Here is an 18,625-nt window from a genome sequence, read left to right as displayed (position 1 = left end):
GAAGCCGCGACGTATGAGTTCCTCCTAGCGTTGACCCTCGGACTCCTTGATCTCCTCAATTGCGGCGGCAAGGTTCTTCTTGAGGCTCTCCTTGTCCATCACGTTGACGATACTCACCACTCTGCATCCGCCTAGGTTCAGGGATTTGGCAAGGTGGCTGAACGTGACGACGATATCGGCTCTCTGACCCACCCCCTTCGCTTGGCCGGAGTCGATCGCGTCCACTTTCCCGGCGACTCCCAGCTCTCTCAAAGCCTTCTCCGTGTTCATCCTCAGGATCAGGCTGCTGCCCATGCCCACGCCGCAAACGGTCACAACTTTGAGCTCTCTCACTTTGCCGCCCCTTTCTGGCCGTACTGCGTATCGTAGAACTGCTTCGCCTCGCGCACTACGTCCGGTGGTAGAACGGGTGGCGTCCCGAGGCTGGCCGCCTTGAAGTAGATCCGTGCGGCCTCTTCAACGGTCACCGCCACCGCCAGAGCCCTGGTGACGGTGGGTCCGAAAGCAAGGACGCCGTGGGATCGCAGGAGTATCGCCGGGTTTTCTGCAATACCTTCTACGAGATCCGCGGCCCCATCGGTGCCCGCAACCGCCAGCTCGCTGACCGGCACCTCCACTCCAAGCACGTTGGCCATCGTGGTCGTGATGACCGGGAGCGGCCTGTTCATCACGGCCAGCGCGGTAGCACACGGCGAGTGCGTGTGTATTACGCCACTGAACATGGGGTTGAGCGCGTATGCCCGCAGGTGCATCTGGGTGTCTACCGACGGTCGCCACCGCCCCTCGACAACCCTGCCGGACATGTCCACCACTACGAGGTCCTCGGGCTTGAGGGTGTCGTAGGCCATTCCACTCGGTGTGATGACAACGTGGCCGGTGTTCCTGTCGCGCCCGCTCGCATTGCCGCCGGCGAGCGACACCAGGCTGTACTTGACAAGTCCCATTGCAGCGTCCAGTACCTCGCGCCGAAGAGCGTCCAACATATTTGGCATCCCCTTCCGTGACCAGGAGGCCCGTCGAGTGATGTGTAGCCCTGTCCTACGTGAGCAGCCTGTCCCAGAAGACCTTACTCTCCCTCGGAACCCGGTCGGGGTCATCTGGATCGGGTAGCAGTTCCACGATAAGGAAGCCATCGTACCCCACAGCGCCCAGCGAGCTTACGCATTCCTCGAACGGGACGTGGCCTTCGCCCCACCACTTGCCCAGGTAGTAGTCGGGGATAGCGTCCTTAACGTGGACTGAAGCGATGTGCCCCGCGGCTTTCCGTATCTCCTCGACAGGGGACAGGCCCGCGGCGATGGCGTTGCCGATGTCGAGGTATATGCCCAGATTCGGCGAGCCGAACTCATCCAGTATGGGCTTGATCTTGTCGACCGAATTGAGGAACGGCACTGTGGTTGGTTCTATTGCGATGATAACGCCCTCGCGTTCCGCGATCCGGATCGAACGATAGATAGCTTCCTTGAAAAGCGGCAGGCAATCGTCGCCGCTTCGCTCGTTGGTCGGATCTCTGCCGGGGAACAACACCACTCTGCCCCCGAGGTCCGCCACGAGCCGTATACACTCTATCAGCATTGACACCGCCAGGTCACGCATCCTCGGGTCGGGGCTCGATGTGTTGAAGATCCTGTGAGCGCTCCAGCAAATGGACGGGATTTCCACCCCAACGCGCCTGCAGAGTCGGGAGATCTCACGCCTTTCCGAATCCCGCCACAGTCGCGGCAACAGCCTCTCGTGGTCGACGTCGAGCTCCACGCCCTCGTAGCCGAACCTGGCAGCCCGCTCGATACGTTCGGGGTAATCCATCTCAAACGGGAACGCCCTGGATATCAACCCCATCCTCATCGGCGGGCCCCCTCGCGGGCTGGTCGTCCTTGCGGGTCCTGCTGCCTGAACGCATTCACTGCCGACATGTAGCGCTTCACCTTGGCCACGTCAACGGGTTTCCATGAGACGTTGTCAACTTTGAGGTTGGTGCTGGCAAAGACGCCGTCCGCAACCGAGAGGATGCTCGCCACGTTCTCCTGGGTTGAACCCGTGTTGCAGAACACCGGGAGGCCACCCGAATTGCGCCGGGCCACGTCGAGGTCCTCCAGCGTCGGTGCCCTACCGGGGCCCGGGCCGGGCAGCGCAAGCGCGTCGGGCAGCGAAGACCACGCCATGTCCTTGACGACGTCCGAGATGCTTCGTGGAGCGACGCTTGCTCCAAGAATGATGCCGACCAGGTAAATCATCTTGATACCCCGTGCATCGATGGCGCGGCGGTACCTCTGGACCTCTGCCGGGTTGACCGAGATCTGTCCCATCTCACCTGCGTACGACCCTGAGAAGAGGCCGCGTACAAACGAGGCCCCTGTGGCCTTCGCCACGGCCAGCGTGGCGTGCGGGTCCCACCAGACCTGCACCCCGAACGGGAGCTTCACCTGGCGGATGATATCCAGGACGACTCGGGCCATGCACGCGGCAGTCTCGGGACCGACCCGCTCGAGCCACGGCCTGTCGTAGTGGTTGCCGAATATGAGCCCATCGACACCGCCCTCCTTCAGGGCCAGCGCGTCTTGAAGCGCGGCCTCAACCACGCCGGTCAATCCCGTGGAACTGTCGTAGTCGGGAGCACCTGGCAGGGCAGGCAGATAGACCGTTCCGATAGTGACCTTGGGTACGCCGAATATCTCATCGAGCCAGCTCATTCAGCCGCTCCCTCCTTCGCAGCCCCTGCTGCCTGGGGTCCCCCGCTTGCGCCTCTCCGGACGAGTGCACTCACTGCCCCCGGGCAGCTCGCTATCCTGATTGTCTCGAGGTTTCCGGGAGCACCGAGAAACTCCATCAACTGAGAGAGCGCCAGCAAGTGACTGCTGTTGTCCGTTGCTGCCAGGGCCACGATCACGTCCACAGGATCGTTCTCAGGGTGGCCAAACTCCACGGGCTTGTCGAGCGTTATGAGGCTGATCGCGACACGGTGGACACCGTTTTCGGGCCTGGCGTGGGGCATGGCGACTCCGGGGCAGATAACAACGTAGCAGCCGAGCTCGTGTATCATGTCGACCATCGCGTCAACATAACGTGGCTCCACGGCTTTATCGCCGACAAGGACCTCTCCCGCGCTCCTGACTGCCGATTGCCAGTCGCTTGCAGGTACTTTCAGTCTTATAGTTCTCTCCGTGAGCACGTCTGACAGCATCGGCATTACTCCTCCCAATAGACCGCCCTTCGACCACAGGAACTTGCGGAGCAGGGCCATTATCTTACCTTGCATGGGGCCAACGCACTTGACTTCGGCGAATTCGTTTACGGTGTCGGTAATGTCCTTGACAAGTGGGGCAAGGTTGCACGGTAACTCGCCCCCGGCCGGCCTGAACCCGGCATCTCTCAAGCGAGCGATGTCATTGGGGAGCAACAGCGGGTTCACTTCCACCACGGGGACCGGCAGTCCCGGAAGAGCGACTGTCGTGACCACGGCATCGGCTCCCTCCGTGACGCGTGCGGTGTCCGAGGCAACGTCCCTGTATCCAACCTGCCTGATCACCTGTACCCCCTCGAACTCCGCCTCCAGCCTTGAGGTCAGTATCGCGGATGTGCCGGCGCCAGTTCCGCACACGACCACAACCCTCCGGGGCGTGGGATGGGCCCTGCGTTGCCGCTCAACCGCGGCGCCGATGTGCATGGCTATGTAGCCAATCTCCTCGTTGGAGACCGGACGGCCGAAGCGGAATTCCAGCCCCCTGCAGGCCTCAGCTGTCGCAGTGAAGATAGCCGGATAGCTCTGCTTTACATAGTCGGACAGGGGATTACTGATGGGCAAACCGAATTTCAACCGGTGGAGCGCAGGTTTCAGGTGAAGGGCCAACCACAGCATCAGCTGCTGATCGTCCCTGAGGCGGACGCCCAGTCGCAGTCCGGCGTACTCCGCTATCTCCTCGGCAACCCGCATCGCCTCGGAGTCCTGCAGGTGGTCGGGTAGCCTGGCCTCGTGCGCAGGTCCTCCGATGCCGGCGCTCTCAGCGGACGTGTTGGCCTGGATTTTGGCGCCGAGGAGGTGAAGGGTTATGAATCCCGCCTCCGCGTCGGGGACAATAATGCCGAACTCATGCTCGATCTGCGCGACCATGTGCCTTGCGGTTTCGAACTCCTTGCGGTGCGAAAGGTCTTCAAGCTCCGAAGGGCCCATTTCGATCTTGTGACCCTCGGACAGCCGCTTCACTGCTACAGCCAGATGCAGCATGAGCGTGCCGAATGACCTATCGGCGAACGTCACCCCGAGCTCGGCTTCGGCCGCCCGAATGATATGTTCGAGTCTGGTCAAGTCAACCCCGGAGAACATCTCGCGGAGGCGGGGCACGGCCGGCCACGGCGTGAGGCCGGCAGGCAGGACGGGTTCCTTGCCCTGAACACACTCGGCAACCTGTTCGGCGCCAAGGCACTCCGTTATGAGGTCCGTAACCGCCCTCCGCCTGCACGGTTCAGGGCCGCGTACGAGTATGCCCTCCCCACGGCGTCGCTGCAGGGTCAGCCCCCTTGACTCCAGCCAAGCCGAGACAGCCTGAAGGTCCTGCGTGACCGTCCTGTAGCTTACCATCAGCTTGCGGGCGAGACTGCCTATGGAAAGCGCAGTGGTAGCATCGAGGAGAGACGAGAGTATAGCCAGACGTCGCTCGTCTTTTGAAAGGTTGTACTCCCGTGGCGTAGACTCGGAGAGCCGGCCCAGGATGGTTGTCAAATCGGCTCTGCCGCCGTCGAGCGATACCCCGGTCCGCGGTTTCCGCCTGAGCACCGAAAAGCCGTTTGCCGAAAGCCAGTCGTCAATCGCCTCCAGGTCATATCGGATCGTCCTCGGGCTGACCCCAAGCCTGCGAGCCAGCCGGGACACCGTTATGGGCTGGTTGCCCTGCAGTGTGATGACGGAAAGAATCTTCGCGCGCCTTGCGTCTATCAACCCGGTCGTCACCCCGTTCGATCCGAGCCTTTGATCCAAGTTGTGGCTCGTCTTGCTGCAGGTTTGTCATAACTCTTCGGTAGTCTAAACGGCTTATCCTCGCGCGCAATGCGGCAATTATGTTCACAGGCATTGTGGCAAGACGTTCTGTTATGCACGCCACCGCGCGATTTCGAGGGAATCCTGGGCGCTCTGAAGAACTGTTTCAGCGCCTGGGGACAATGCTCTAGTAGGCAGTCTTCCGTAGCGTCGGGGAGGTGCTGGATTGCTGAGGGTGATCGCCGGCTCGGCGAAAGGCCGCAGGCTCCACAGCGTGCCGGGCACAACTACCAGGCCGGCACTCGCGAGGGTCCGCGCGGCCGTGTTCAACATAGCGCAGCCGTTCGTCGAAGACTGCAGGTTCCTGGACCTTTTCGCCGGTACGGGCGCATACTCTGTGGAGGCGCTCAGCCGCGGCGCAAGCCACGCGACCCTGGTCGACCTGGACCCGCGCGCCGTCGCCGTAATCAAGCGGAACCTGGCGATGTGTGGTTTCACCGGGAAGTCAACGGTAATCCAGGGTGACGTATTGAGGATCGTGAACCGGCTCCGGCGAGAGGGAAGCGCCTACGACTTCATCATGGTGGCGCCACCCTACTTCCGTCACCTCGGGCCGAAGGCGATGGAGAAGGTGGCCTCGCTCGGGCTGCTCGCCGAAGGCGGGCTGTGCTTCGTCCAGCACGACGTCAAGGAGAAGATACCGCCGGAATTCGGCGACCTCGTGTTGATCAGGAAGTACACGTACGGGACGAACGCGCTGTCGCTCTATCGCCACCGCGGCTTGTGCAGCGGCGGCGCCGGCACGATGGCCACCGACGCGCTAGTCACCGATCCTGTCGTCAACAGACCGTGGGTAGAGTGACAGTGGTTCTACAGACAGAGATGTCTCGCTTTTCTGACTACCGTGGACTGGTTGACCTGCAAAGCCCTGGCTGCTTTGCGACTGCTGCCGTATTCCTCCAACGCCATACTGATGAGCTGCTTCTCGACCTCTTCCAGCGCGGTTCGCAAAGGAATGATTCCCATCACCATGACCTCAACGTCCCTGGGCTTCGACTGGCCCCGTATGGAAGCGGGAAGATGGTCCACGGTGATCTCTTCGCCCCTGGTCATTACCACCACGCGCTCGATGACGTTTTGAAGCTCACGGACATTACCGGGCCAGTTGTAGGTCATGAATCTGTCTATGACTTCGGGGCACAAGTACTTCCGCAGATTATACCGCTGATTGATCTGCTCGAGAAAGTGCAGGGCCAGCGACGGAATGTCCTGCTTGCGGTTCCTCAACGGCGGGACCTCAATTGAAATCACGTTGAGGCGGTAGAACAGGTCTTCCCGGAATTTCCCCTGGGAAACCAGAGCCTCCAGATCCTTGTTGGTAGCAGCAATAATACGGGTGTCCACTGCGATCAGCTTGACCCCGCCTACCCGCATTATCTCGTGGTCCTGGAGAACGCGAAGCAACTTCACCTGCAGACATAGCGGCAGCTCCGCGATTTCGTCGAGGAAAAGCACTCCCGTCTCCGCAAGTTCGAACATCCCCGGCTTGCCCTGCTTCCTGGCTCCCGTGAACGCACCCGAGGCATACCCGAACAGCTCGGACTCCAGCAGGCTGTCTGGAATCGCCCCGCAGTTAATCTTGATGAGAGGCCCCCCGGAGCGGCTGCTCAAGCGGTGTATAGTCTTGGCGATGACCTCTTTGCCCACTCCCGACTCTCCGGTAATCAGGACGGTAGAGTCAACCTTGGCTACCTGAGCGGCCGCCTCCAGGACTCGTTCCATGGCCGGGCTGGCGGCCACCAACCCCTCGTGCTTGGCTTGCTGCGCACGCATGTGCTGGAGCTCAGCGGTATACATCATGTTGAGCCTCTGCGTTTCCTCGAGCTGCGCTTTCAGGGTGACAAGCTCGGTGATGTCCCTGATATTGCAGACGACCCTCTTCATCTCTCCGTTACCGTCGAATATGGGGGTGGCCGTAGCCATTATCTTCTGGCCCTTCTTCTTGCCGGCGGTCATCTCCAGCATTACGGTCATGCGCTTCCTGGCCTGGATAGCTGCCGCAGCTGCCGACCGCGAGTAGAGCCCCTGGGCCACCATATAGTTGACTGTCTTGCCCACCGCGTATTCCCGGGAGATCCCACAAATGCGTTCCCAGGCCTCGTTGACCTTCAGCACTTTTCCCTGCCCGTCGGTGATGAACATGCCGTCGTACGAGGCTTCGAGGATGCTGTCCAGTTCCTCACTCAGTCGCTGAGCCTTCATCAGATCGGGGCAGGGCGACTCCTCGCCCGGGCCCTCGGCGCCAGCCGTTCCCTTGGGGAGTAAGGCCATCAGTGCCTGAAATCTCTTGCAGCACGGGTTCTTTTCGGGATCGCGGTTCCGGGAGGTCTCGGGGGAACTGACCGGGGCAGGGTTCATGCAATCGGGTACAGCCACGATCATCACCTACCCATAGGGACGTGATTGCGGCGACAGTGTCACTACGATTGTACACCAGATTGGAGATCAACGGCATCACAAACCCGTACGCTGTCCAGAAACACGGACAGGCGGATGCGGTTCTTCACCCGCCCGTCAAGCAGATCCCCGGAATTGGTCTATGCTGCCCTGGATGCCGGTCCCGCGCCTGCCGGAGCCGCGTCACTCTCCTTGTGCCACGAGTGCTCCAGCAGGAGGTACAGTGCAATCCCCACGCCGAGTCCCCAGGCCGCGCCCTTCGTGGCGAGTACGGCCCCGATGACACCGGCGATCCCGCGCTGGAGATTCGTCTGCAACATCTCCATGGCCAGGTATGCGCAGAGGTAGCCCTGGATCATCAACGTGAGTGCCATGCCGATCGCCACGCCGGGCTTGAAAACGCTCACCACAGGTCCTACCAGAAGGGCGATGCTCATCCCCCAGAAGATCGACGTCGCGCCACCCCAGTAGCTGTCTTCCTGGTCCCTGGTGGCGTTGATGTACCTGTTCACGACCAGCGCCTGTCCTCCCGTCCACTGGGGGCCTGCCAGCGGTAGATATGGCATGAAAAATGACTCGAAGAGGTTGCGGATCGCGCAGAAAATGCTGTTCCGGTTCGGATTGAATATGACCCGCTCGTCGTCGCGGGCCTCGTCGGCGGTCTTGAGTAGGCTCGAAAGGACAAGCACGTCACCAAACGCGATTATGTATGCGGTGATAGCCATCGGAATGGCTGCAACGAAGTATTCGGCCGGCGGGAACCCCACGCTGAACAACGAGACCTTCTGAACCAACTCCGAGAACCTGAACGGCGTCATACCCCACGATATCTGTGGGATCTTCACCTCGCCGATGAGGATCCCGAACACGTATGACAGGGCAAACGGGACGGCGATACCGAATTGCGCGATGTACTTGAATATGGGGTATCTCTTACGCAGCGGTTGCACCGTCTTCGAGAACAGCATGAAGAAGGACACCGCCACGCCGACCAGAATCGCGTTGGGAAACTGTGAGACCCTGCCCTTAACCCCGAACTCCCCGATGATAGAAGCCATGCCGGCGCCGAGGAGGATTCCACCCTTCATCGAAACCGGCACCCTGTTGACCGCCGTCCCGGCAAGCCGCAGAACGCCCATCAGCAGGAAGGCAGCACCCACTATCATCTGCAACGCAATCATCGCCTGTATGCGCGCCGGCCCTTCGGGGAAGCCCGCCAGAAACGCGACATACAGGGGTATTCCCGGCGTAATCCATCCCGCTACAGCCGGATCCCCGAAACTCGTATGCAACAGGTAAAGGAAGTTGTTCATGATGACCATGGTAATTCCGAGTTCGAATGGAATCCCGAGGGACGAGGTAAAAACCGCCGTAACGCCCATCGGCACGACTACCAGGATCGCACCCTGAATGAAATCGGGCCATTCTATCCCGTAGTGAACGAACGGGATTCTCAACCTCAATGACCCCAGCATATAGGGCTGTTCGTCACCGTGCCGGCGCTTGGGACCGATGTGCAGAGACAAGGTAATAGCCCCCTTTCCTTGTCCAGGTTCCCCTGGCAGATACTCAACACAACGACAAGTCCGACGTTTCCTGCGAAGGCCGGGTTGAGTTCACCCCCTTCCTTTCGGAGGCCGGCCACTCCCGACTGGCGCGACTTCCACTGCCCTGCAACTGCACCGCCTGGGGTTTGCGGTTGTGAGCGCGGGCGCCTGTACCACTAAATCCAAGCAAGTACTGTGCCGGGCAATGGCAACGCCTGCCCGGGGTAACCGGGAGCGGTCGCTGCCGACCAGGATTGGAATGCGAAGAGACGTGCGCCGCCGAGTGGCCTGAGGGGGCCGGGGATATCACCTTTGCCGGAGGCATGGTGGAGCCGGATGATGCAGGTAAGCATCACCAGTTGTTGCAGTCGAACATCAGTCACGTCCCGGCTTCACAGTCCAGGAGGGTGGGGGAACAGCGACGCCACCGGCGCTCAGGCGGTGGCGTCGCGACGATCCGAAGCGAGAAACGCGGGTTACCCCGCATCATCGAGTCTCTCCAGAATGGCAGACGCAACAGTTGCCGCGTCGCCTATGACGGCGTAGTCCGAGACCTCGAATATCGGGGCCTTCGGATCGGTATTCACGCTCACAACCAATCCGGAATCCTTCATCCCGACGACATGGTGAGTGGCCCCTGAGATACCGAAGCCTATATAAAATTTGGGGCGTATTGTCTTACCGCTGGTACCGATCATAGTGTGTTCACCCTCGGTCCAGCCGGCGTCGAGGGCGGGTCTGGTACACCCCACCGCGCCCCCAAGCCTCGACGCGAGATCCTGCAGAAGCCTCCAGTTCTCAGCGCCGCCAACGCCCCAGCCGCCAGCAACTACCACGTCGGCCTGTTCCAGAGGCAAACCAGGCGGCGTTTCCTTCACAATCCCCCTGGTACGCAGGGGCGAGTTGAGTCTACTCAACGACTCGACCTGTTCACGCAGCACAAGGCCCTTACCGGCCTCGTTGACCGGCCGGAAGATGCCGGGCTTCACGCTTGCCATCTGCGGCCGCTGGCTGGGACACAGTATGTCCCCCAGTACTTTGCCTCCGAATGCCGGAACGACCTGTATAAGCTCCCCCCCGGGGCCGAGGCGGAGGTCCACGCAGTGAGCGGCGAGTCCGGTCCCGAGCTTTGCAGCGACCGTCGGGGCGAGTTCCCCGCCAATGGCGGTGGCTCCGAACAGGACGATATCGGGCTTCTCCCGCCGGATGAGTTCTTCCAGCACCACGCCGTATGTATCGTTCTGATACATCCGCAGGCGGGGGTCATCCACCACCAGTATCCTGTCCGCACCGTGGGCGGCCAGGTCTGGAGCGAGGGATTCGACCTCACAGCCGAGGAGTACCGACACGACCTCTGCCCCACCGGATTGGTCCGACAGGGTCCTCGCGCGGCCGAGGAGCTCCAGGCTTACACCGGCAAGTCTGCCGCCTATCTGTTCCGCGATAACCCAGATGCCCATACTACTACTGGGCAACTGCTCTTCACCTCCTTCCCGCGGCTCGCTCCAGGATTACGCCTTCAGCACTCCCGCGGCCCGCATAATGGCGATGATCTCCGCGGCTATTTGTCCCGGTTCCTCCTTGAGTACCTTCCCCTCACGCCTTGCCTCCAGGACTCGAAGCTCGCCTGGCTGAGTGGGCGAGCCGGCAAGTCCGAAACACCCGGCGCCCACCTGGAGGTCGCCGCATTGCCAGACCTGAAGTCTCTTGCTCTGTGCGGCCACGATCCCCATCAGGGTAGCGTATCGCGGGGTGTTCATGTCCCTGGCGATGCCAAGGACCAGCGGGAGCCGGCCTTCCACCTCGAGGAAACCGTTTTCTATCTTGCTCTTCATGAGCAAGGTCCCATCTTCCGCCCATTTGATCTCCCGCACGTTGGTGAGGTGGCCTACCCCCAGGACCTCCCCGAGTTGGGACGGGACGTGAGCCGTCCCACCGTCAGCGCTCTCGCTGCCGGTGAGTACGAGATCGAAATGGCCGATCTTCGTGATGCCGGCAGCCAGAGCCCTGACCGTCGCCAGGGTATCCGCCCCTGCAAAAGCACGGTCGCTCAGCAGGTATGCCTCATCGACGCCCATGGCCAGGACCTCACGGAGGGTCTCCGCGGCCTCGGGGGGCGCCATGGTAATGGAGACGACCGTGCCTCCAATCTCGTCCCTGATCTGTAACGCGGCCTCGATAGCATGCTTGTCGCCCGGATTGATCACCGTCGGGATTCCCTGTCTCACAAGGAGCTTCGTTTTCGGGTCGATTGTGATCCTGTCATAGTGTGACGGGTCCGGGACCGGTTTCACGCAGACAACAATGCTCAGGCCCAAGGTCTTCCCCCCTACGCCAGGGAGCTGCCGGCGATGATGATCTGCATGATGTGAGAAGTGCCGCCCGATGGTATCGTAGCCACAGCATCTCGCAGGTAGCGGCCGACGGGATAGTCGTTGACCACGCCGTAGCCACCCATCAGGTCTATCGTGCGCTTGGCGGCGCGTACGGCAGCCTCGGTGGCAAAGAACTTCGCCATGGCTACTTCGTTGGAGCATGGGGCTCCGCTGTCCTTGAGGCCCATGGCGTTGTAAGTCATCAGCCTGGCTGCCTCGTAGTCCGTGCGGTTCTCCGCGATCGCAAACTGGATGTTCGTCAACTTCGCAAGGGGTTTACCGTAGATAACCCTTTCCTTTGCGAACTTCACCGAATCCTCCAGGCAGGCGCGCAGCAGCCCGACGCTTATCGCCGCCATGCCTGCTCGTCCGACTTCGCCAATCGCTGAGAGCGCCAGTTTGGCGCCACCACCGACGCCGCCCACGACAGCGTCCTCGTCTACCTTAACGTTGCTGAGGTTAACATCGCCCATGAAGGACCCGCGCAAGCCGAATTTGCTCTCCTTCCTGCCCGGCCCGAATCCCTCCGTGCCCGCCTTGATAATGAACGCCGTCAGCTGTGGACGCCCTTTCGGGTCGACGCCCGTCTTTGCCGTAACAACGTTGATGTCGGCGATGTGGGAGTTGGTGATGAAGCACTTGCGGCCGTTTATCACCCACTGCCCGTCAACGAACTCGGCGCTGGCCTGCTGTCCCATGAAGTCCGACCCGCCCGTCGGCTCGGTCACCGAGAGGCCACCGATCTTTGCCCCCGAACACAGTTCGGGCAGGTACTTTTTCTTCTGCTCCTCGGTTCCGTAATAAAGGATGGCTGCGACGCCCAGGTGATGGGTCATCAAGGCCATCGCGAACCCGGCCGCGTGCCGCGAGATTTCTTCCAGGATGATCGCCCGCTCGGTGTGGCCGAGGCCTGCCCCGCCGTACTGGGCAGGAACGAAAACGCCGTTGAACCCCATGGCTCCCATCTTCCTGAGAAGATCCACCGGACACTTGTCTTCAGTGTCAAGGCTCGACGCGATCGGAGCGATTTCCTTTTCGACAAAATCCTTCACTACCTTGCGCAGCAGATCCTGCTGCTGGGTAAACTGAACCGCTGGCATAGACTCCCCTCCATTCTCCTCACGTGATGGCATTGTACCAACTGCCCCCACCGCCCCCTGGTCTTACTCTACCAACCCCGGGGCATATTGTTAAAGCTTCGTCTCTCACCTCGCTACACCCGACCTATTTCCTGGGAGGAGTCGGGTCAGGCACGTCTTCGTCAATACCCGCGATCGCTTTGGCGTAGCCCGCGAACTCCTCCATGGGGGTCCTCGCCCTCACGACGAGCCTTGCGCCGTCGGGTGAGCCACCACCGTGCATGCAACCCGGGACTCCGGCGCCGAGCGTAAGCCACTCCACGAGCCGGGCCGCCCTTGCGCGCGTTTCCGCCGAAGGAGCTCCGGCCTTCACGTACTTCTTGACAAGATGGCCGTACGATGGGCTGTTGAAGTCCTCGGACGATGGGAAGCAGCCGGTCTCGACGATGCCTCCGCCGATGTCCTGGCAGAGTCGTTTTGTCTCATACGGCAAAGTGGCTACGTGAACCTTGTTTGTGTGGGCCATGAGGGAGTCGGATATCCAGGGGCCCGCGGGATGCTGTCGCCCGAGGGCCATCGCGCCGATTCCGACTCCGTAGGTGGTCTCATTGTTTACAGCCATGTCAACGAGCTTGTTCGCGAACGTCTTGTGCGAGAGGCCGTTCGCCCTCGCCATGAGCATGGCCGCCCCGATCATGACGTCGCCCTGTCCCGCGACGCACGCGCCTATGCACGCCCTGTAGTTTGCGGTGAAGTACTCGATGATCTTTCCGGTGTACTTGTGCTCCTTGCACATGAAGACCCTCTCGTTCGGGACGAACACGTTCTCGAACAGGAGGTAAGCCTGCGTAATACCGGTCTCCGGGACATCGAAACCGTTCTCGAGTTCGCGGCCGTCACTGGGGCGGCGCGTTTCCACTATCGTGAGGCCGTCTATGTCGCGCGGCACGACGCAGGCGACGGCGAAATCCTGGTCGGCTTCCCCATAAGCACCGCCGGGAAGGATGAAGACCTCGTTGGACGCAGCCACGCCGCAGATCATTACCTTGGCGCCGCGTATCACTATGCCGTCTTCCCTCACCTCCACTACGCGGAGGTTGCTGTCCAGATCCGCCTGTTGCGACGGCCTGAGGCTGCGGTCCCCCTTGGCGTCGGTAAGTGCCCCGGCAACGACGAGGCCCTTGTCCTGGGCCATCGTTATCCAGTCCCGTAAACGCTCCTGATACCTGGTCCCAAATTCCCTGTCAATGTCGTGGCAGACTGCCCACATGACGTTCTGGGCGTTCCAGCCCACGCACAACCCGCCTGTGCACGTACCCGTCAACCTGTACATAGCCCTCTTGAGCCTGGAATTGGCCATGATCTCGTCCAAGCTCGTCATCATCGAGTTGAACCTGTGGATCTTCTCGCCCGAGAACGAGGACGTGGTGGTGAACAGATCCGCGTATTTTGGATCGTATGCGGCGTCAAACGCGCGGGCGTGGCTTTCGACCGTCCGCCGCGTGGCCTGATCCGTGGTTACGTCCTCGATCAGCCGGCCGAACTTGTAGATGTTGGGCCTCATTTCCCTGAGCGATTGCAGGTAAACCTGTCTCGTCTTCAAAGCCATGATAATCCCTCCCTGGAGGCTGTTTTTCGTTAGGTATCCCGTGGCGCCCTTACGACGGAAACCCATTCTTCAAGCCCATCGCACCGTCCGCGAATATCCTGGGGTCCATTCCGCGCAGTCCGGCGGCGACGAGCGGCCGGAAATCCATCTGGTCCAGCACATCCCGCTCCAGGTCGATGCCGGGTGCGATCTCGGTCAGCGTGAACCCCTCAGGTCTGAGCTCGAAGACGGCGCGCTCGGTGATGTACAGCACTCTCCTCCCTATGCTGCGGGCATACTCGCCGCTGAACGTGATATGCTCTACCTTTTGGACCATCTTCTTGATCTTGCCTTCCTTGACGACCGTGACTCGCCCGTTTTCAACGGCGATCTCCAGGCCGCCGGCGGTCAAAGTCCCCGCGAACACCACCTTCTTCGCGCTCTGGCTGATGTTGACGAACCCACCGGCCCCGGCGATCCTCGGCCCGAACTTGCTCACGTTGACGTTGCCGGAACAGTCGGCCTCGGCGAGTCCGAGCACCGCGAGGTCAAGCCCGCCGCCGTCGTAGAAGTCGAACATGTATGGGTGGTCGATGATCGCTTCGGGGTTCAGCGAGCAGCCGAAATTCAGCCCGGACTGTGGGACTCCCCCAATAAGCCCGGGCTCCACGGTCATCGTAAGGTAGTCTGCAAGTCCCTCTTCGGCGGCGATGGCTCCAACGCCCTCGGGCATGCCTATGCCCAGGTTGATCACGGCATTGGGGACCAGTTCCATTGCCGCCCTCCGGCAGATTATCTTCCTGTCGCTCATGGGGAGGGGTGCGATCGCTTTCAGCGGCAGTTTGATGTCCCCGCAGAAAGCCGGGTTATACTGCTCAACCATGGTTTGCCAGTGGTTCTCGGGTTTGGCTACGACCACTGCGTCAACCATGATGCCGGGGACCTTTACTTTGCGCGGGTCGAGGGTGCCAGCCTGGGTGACCCTTTCCACCTGGGCGATCACCTTCCCTCCGGACCCCTTGGCAGCAAGCGCCAGGGCCAGGAACTCCAAGGAGATACCTTCTTTTTCGATCGCGATGTTACCTTTCTCATCCGCGGTAGTTCCTCTGATGACGGAGACATCTACGGGAAAGGATTTGTAGAACAGGAACTCCTCACCGTCGATCTCCATCAATTCGACGATGTCCCTGGTTGTGACCTTGTTGAGTTTGCCCCCCGTTTCCCTCGGGTCGACGAAAGTCCGGAGCCCTATACGCGTCAGTACCCCGGGCTTGCGGCCGGCAATCGCGCGGTAAAGGTGCATCATCACACCCTGCGGCAGGTTGTAGGCCTCGATCTTGTTCTCGATCGCCAGATTGACCAGATCGGGCTGAAGGTTCCAGTGGCCGGAGATTACCCGCTTTACCATTCCCTCCTTCGCCCAGCGGTTCAGCCCCCAGTTCGACTTACCGTCGTTCTGGCTGGCGCCGAATGTTAGGGTGAGCTCGCGTGGCTCACCCGTTTCGAGGAAGCGCCTCTCGATTGCTTTTGAGATTTCTTCGGGATGGCCCATGCCTATGAAGCCGCTGATGCCCACAGTGTCTCCGGAGTTAATGAGCCGCACGGCCTCGTTGGCGGTCATAAGTTTGTTCTTCATTTGCATCACTCCCGCGAAGGAAATCCTGGCAGGGCCCGTGGCGCCCACCACCGGCGCAGGAATGCGCCTCCGCTCTCTCGTTCCCCAGGCTTGCTGCCCACTATGAAATGCAATATTCATGCCGGGATGATGCGCCAATCGATCACGATTCGCAGGGTTGAGGCTTTCATGGCGGGCTTTCCGCATGCAGAAGGAGCCGCGAGGATTGCTCGCCCGGCGTGGCTGCTGATGCCGCCGCGCATCGGGGCAGCCCTGGAAACGCCCTTGCGTCTTCCGGAGGATACCAAGTAATTTACGCGAATCAGCAACTCAAGCTAATGAGTAGACAACGACAGGGGAGGTCTGACGCCTTGTTTGCGAGAACAGCGTTCTCCGGAATGGGTTTACTCTTCGGCCTGGTGTACATCGCGCTGATCGTTTACTTCTTCGTCCTGGTATCCCGCGCGACCACGGCCCTGGAGAGGATAGCGTCGGCGCTGGAATCGAAGGACCAACCAACCGAACACAAGACCTGAAAAGCGGAGGGCGCGCACCCAGCGTACGCGCCCTCCGGTATACACGCCCTTGACTCGCAGGTCTTAACTCGTAGGCCGCTGTCCCGCCTGATCCCCCGGAGCCGCCTGTGACGACGACGGTGGCTGGGTCTGCTGGGGCGGCTGCTGGGCCGGCTGGTTCTGACCCACTGACTGCGACGGCCGGGCCACCTGCGCAGGCCCGTTGGCCGTCGCCGGAGCGGGCGTTGCCTGAGCGGGCGGCTGGGCGCCGGGCCCCAGTTTGATCTGCTTGCTCAGCGGGAAGTACCTGCTGACCCCCAGCAACTCCTTGCTGACCTGCTTCCCGTCCACGTATACGAGCCGCTCCGACCTGACGACGTACCCGGGCTTGCCTTCCCTGACCTTGACCTGCCCCTTCGGCATCCTGGGGTCCTGCACGGTCTCCTCGCCGAACTCAACCTTCTTGAGGACTTCGGTCTTTATCGCGACCTTCGGGTCGCCATCCAGGTCGCCGAACATACTGATGTTGACCTTACCACCCGAAACGCTCGACTTCAGCAGCACGTAGTTCGGCGTGTTGTTCCTGAACTTGAAGTCGACCTCGCCGTACGAGACAGCCGCGTCGCGCCCGAGCGGGACGTAGTCCACCGTCAGGCTGTGGGAGTGACGCTCCACCACCTCGAGGTTCGCCAGCAGGACGACGTTGTACAGGGTCGTGGACAACTGGCAGACGCCGCCGCCAAGACCCTTCCTCACCTCGTTGCGCCAGTATACCGGCGTTTCCTTGTACCCGTCCTCGGCGTTCCTCGGCCCCACCACGTCGTTGAAGGAGAACACCTCGCCGGGTGCGAGCATGTAGTTATCCAGCTTGAGCGCCGCGAGCCTGATGTTGTCGGTCCTGTCGTTGTCCTTGTTGTGCGCCGTCGAAAACGACGATATCTTCCGCCTTATCCCCAGGCCCCTCAGGTTCTGCTCTGTTACCTCGGGCGTAACGATATCCAGAGGGATCGTCACCTCGGATATGACAGCCGCCCATTTGCCGTCCTTCACAAGCGACGCCCTCAGATTCTCCCCGTTGACGGATACTCCGGGGATCTCGGGGATTATCTGGACGTTGTCCTTGTCGTCCACCGATAGCCTCGCGTCGTACGCCTGCTTGTCGAGTGCCGAGCGGTATCGCCCGACGGTCTCGTTGAACCTGGCGTCGTCGAGCGTGACCAGCAGGTTGAAGTCGCGTCGCGACTCCGGCTTCGAGGGCAAGTACGTCGTGGGCAGGCTGTTGACCGTGTCCTCGATCCTCGGCTTCAAACCGAGCTGCGCGAGCGTGACGACCTCCTGGAACGCCTGGCCAGAAGCCTGGCCGGGGTTGCTCGTTCGGACCGTGATCTTGCGGCTCTCCCAGGCGAGCGATTCGCGCACCTTTGTGACCGCTTCGGGGCGGGTCAGCCCGCCCACGTGGATGCCGGCCACGTATGTACCGCCCGGGATCCTCGGCTGCGCCACGGCGACCATCGATGCGGCGCCGGCGCTGCATAGCAGTATGACAACGGCTATGGCGGTGGCCGCGAGCCTGACCTTCCGCCTGGCCCTGCTTCTATTCTCGGTCCTCGTTACGAGGACGGTCTGCGTTCCCACGATGATACTTGCAGACATGTTGCTCTCCTCTTTCCAAACCCTTCTCAGTGCGGGCGCGCGGGCGTCCGTGCGAATCCGCCGGCCGTCAGACCGCCAACGGCATCAGGCGAGACGCCGGCGCGGGGACTTCACCCCACCTGGACTCGAGAAAGCGGTCGGCGCCACGGGCCAGAAGGCGCTCCTTCAGGGCCAGCCGGCCCCGGTTCAGCCGCGACTTTACCGTACCGATCGGGCAACCGACCACGTCCGCGATCTCCCGGTACGAGAGGTCCTGCAGGTCGTGGAGCACCACTACCGTCCGGTAGTCCACGGGGAGCGACGCTACGGCGCGCCGTACCACCTCTCCGACCTCCGCGGCCTCCACCGCGTCGCAAGGGCCCGGTGAGTCATCGGACAGCGCCCACAGGAACTCCCCGTCCTCGACGCTCACGGGAGCATCCAGAGATACCGTACGCCTCCTCGACCTTCGCCTCGCGCGGTCTACGCACACGTTCGACGCGATCCTGTAAAGCCACGATACAAAAGACGAATCCCCGCGGAAGCAGCTTATTGACGTGCACACCCTCAGGAATGTTTCCTGCGCCAGGTCCGCTGCGTCGTCGGGGTTCCCGGTCAGCCTGTAGATGAAGTTATAGATGCGCTTCTCGTGGACCGCTATGAGTTCTTCGAGCGCTGCCCTGTCCCCCGATTTCGCCTTGTGAACGAGTTGCTCGACGTTTTCCACTCAGATCATCCCCTGCCCAAAGCCGTTTCCTAATTATGACTCTATCAGAGCGGCCCCCGGCAGGGTATTAGATCCTATGCGTAAACAAGCCTGGAAAAGACGCCTAGTGGAATGAGCC

16 protein-coding genes are annotated in these 18,625 nt (G+C 61.3%); 2 read left to right on the top strand and 14 right to left on the bottom strand.

Annotation, left to right across the window (positions count from 1 at the left end):
- Positions 1–24 precede the first annotated feature (24 nt).
- From HPY55_12795 to HPY55_12775, 5 genes are read right to left on the bottom strand one after another with little or no spacing between them, the layout of a single operon-like run.
- Positions 25–333: a PTS sugar transporter subunit IIB gene (locus HPY55_12795; GenBank protein NPV71503.1), complete on the bottom strand. Its 309-nt coding sequence runs from the start codon at positions 331–333 to the stop codon at positions 25–27.
- A complete protein-coding gene (locus HPY55_12790) occupies positions 330–983 on the bottom strand; it encodes a hypothetical protein (GenBank protein ID NPV71502.1) in 654 nt (217 codons plus the stop codon). The genes HPY55_12795 and HPY55_12790 overlap by 4 nt, the downstream gene beginning before the upstream one ends.
- A 55-nt stretch (positions 984–1,038) precedes the next feature.
- A complete protein-coding gene (locus tag HPY55_12785; protein NPV71501.1) occupies positions 1,039–1,845 on the bottom strand; it encodes a TIM barrel protein in 807 nt (268 codons plus the stop codon).
- Positions 1,842–2,690 (bottom strand): BtpA/SgcQ family protein, encoded by an 849-nt coding sequence (locus HPY55_12780; GenBank protein ID NPV71500.1) that lies wholly within the window; start codon positions 2,688–2,690, stop codon positions 1,842–1,844. The genes HPY55_12785 and HPY55_12780 overlap by 4 nt, the downstream gene beginning before the upstream one ends.
- A complete protein-coding gene (locus HPY55_12775) occupies positions 2,687–4,933 on the bottom strand; it encodes a PRD domain-containing protein (protein NPV71499.1) in 2,247 nt (748 codons plus the stop codon). Before HPY55_12775 ends, HPY55_12780 begins: the two co-directional genes overlap by 4 nt.
- A gap of 265 nt (positions 4,934–5,198) precedes the next feature.
- On the opposite strand from HPY55_12775, the gene rsmD reads away from it, so the two are divergent.
- The gene (gene rsmD / locus HPY55_12770; protein ID NPV71498.1) at positions 5,199–5,834 is read left to right on the top strand and encodes a 16S rRNA (guanine(966)-N(2))-methyltransferase RsmD; all 636 of its coding nucleotides are present in this window, start codon (positions 5,199–5,201) and stop codon (positions 5,832–5,834) included.
- A gap of 8 nt (positions 5,835–5,842) precedes the next feature.
- Here rsmD and HPY55_12765 read toward each other — a convergent pair whose 3' ends face one another.
- From HPY55_12765 to HPY55_12735, 7 genes are all read right to left on the bottom strand, one after another.
- A complete protein-coding gene (locus tag HPY55_12765; GenBank protein ID NPV71497.1) occupies positions 5,843–7,303 on the bottom strand; it encodes a sigma 54-interacting transcriptional regulator in 1,461 nt (486 codons plus the stop codon).
- Positions 7,304–7,569: 266 nt separating this feature from the next.
- Positions 7,570–8,949, bottom strand: a complete 1,380-nt coding sequence (locus HPY55_12760) for a hypothetical protein (GenBank protein NPV71496.1) — start codon at positions 8,947–8,949, stop codon at positions 7,570–7,572.
- A gap of 503 nt (positions 8,950–9,452) precedes the next feature.
- On the bottom strand, positions 9,453–10,451 hold the full coding sequence (locus tag HPY55_12755) for an electron transfer flavoprotein subunit alpha/FixB family protein (protein ID NPV71495.1): 999 nt from the start codon (positions 10,449–10,451) through the stop codon (positions 9,453–9,455).
- A gap of 36 nt (positions 10,452–10,487) precedes the next feature.
- Positions 10,488–11,294, bottom strand: coding sequence for an electron transfer flavoprotein subunit beta/FixA family protein (locus HPY55_12750; GenBank protein ID NPV71494.1), 807 nt, complete (start codon positions 11,292–11,294; stop codon positions 10,488–10,490).
- Positions 11,295–11,305: 11 nt separating this feature from the next.
- A complete protein-coding gene (locus HPY55_12745; protein ID NPV71493.1) occupies positions 11,306–12,451 on the bottom strand; it encodes an acyl-CoA dehydrogenase in 1,146 nt (381 codons plus the stop codon).
- A gap of 124 nt (positions 12,452–12,575) precedes the next feature.
- Complete coding sequence (locus HPY55_12740; GenBank protein ID NPV71492.1) at positions 12,576–14,039, bottom strand: 4-hydroxyphenylacetate 3-hydroxylase; 1,464 nt, start codon at positions 14,037–14,039, stop codon at positions 12,576–12,578.
- A 49-nt stretch (positions 14,040–14,088) separates the two neighbouring features.
- On the bottom strand, positions 14,089–15,654 hold the full coding sequence (locus tag HPY55_12735; GenBank protein NPV71491.1) for an acyl CoA:acetate/3-ketoacid CoA transferase: 1,566 nt from the start codon (positions 15,652–15,654) through the stop codon (positions 14,089–14,091).
- Positions 15,655–16,004: 350 nt separating this feature from the next.
- Here HPY55_12735 and HPY55_12730 point away from each other — a divergent pair, with 350 nt between their 5' ends.
- Entirely contained in the window at positions 16,005–16,169 is a 165-nt protein-coding gene (locus tag HPY55_12730; protein NPV71490.1) for a hypothetical protein, read from the top strand.
- A 63-nt stretch (positions 16,170–16,232) separates the two neighbouring features.
- Here HPY55_12730 and HPY55_12725 read toward each other — a convergent pair whose 3' ends face one another.
- Together HPY55_12725 and HPY55_12720 are read right to left on the bottom strand one after the other, a co-directional pair.
- Positions 16,233–17,801: a hypothetical protein gene (locus tag HPY55_12725; protein NPV71489.1), complete on the bottom strand. Its 1,569-nt coding sequence runs from the start codon at positions 17,799–17,801 to the stop codon at positions 16,233–16,235.
- A gap of 67 nt (positions 17,802–17,868) precedes the next feature.
- On the bottom strand, positions 17,869–18,507 hold the full coding sequence (locus HPY55_12720) for a sigma-70 family RNA polymerase sigma factor (protein ID NPV71488.1): 639 nt from the start codon (positions 18,505–18,507) through the stop codon (positions 17,869–17,871).
- Between the last annotated feature and the right edge of the window lie 118 nt (positions 18,508–18,625).

It is taken from the genome of Bacillota bacterium (assembly GCA_013178305.1).
GTDB lineage: Bacteria > Bacillota > Sulfobacillia > JABLXB01 > JABLXB01 > JABLXB01.
Note: the sequence above shows the minus strand (reverse complement) of the source record. Positions and strands in the feature narration are given on the sequence as shown.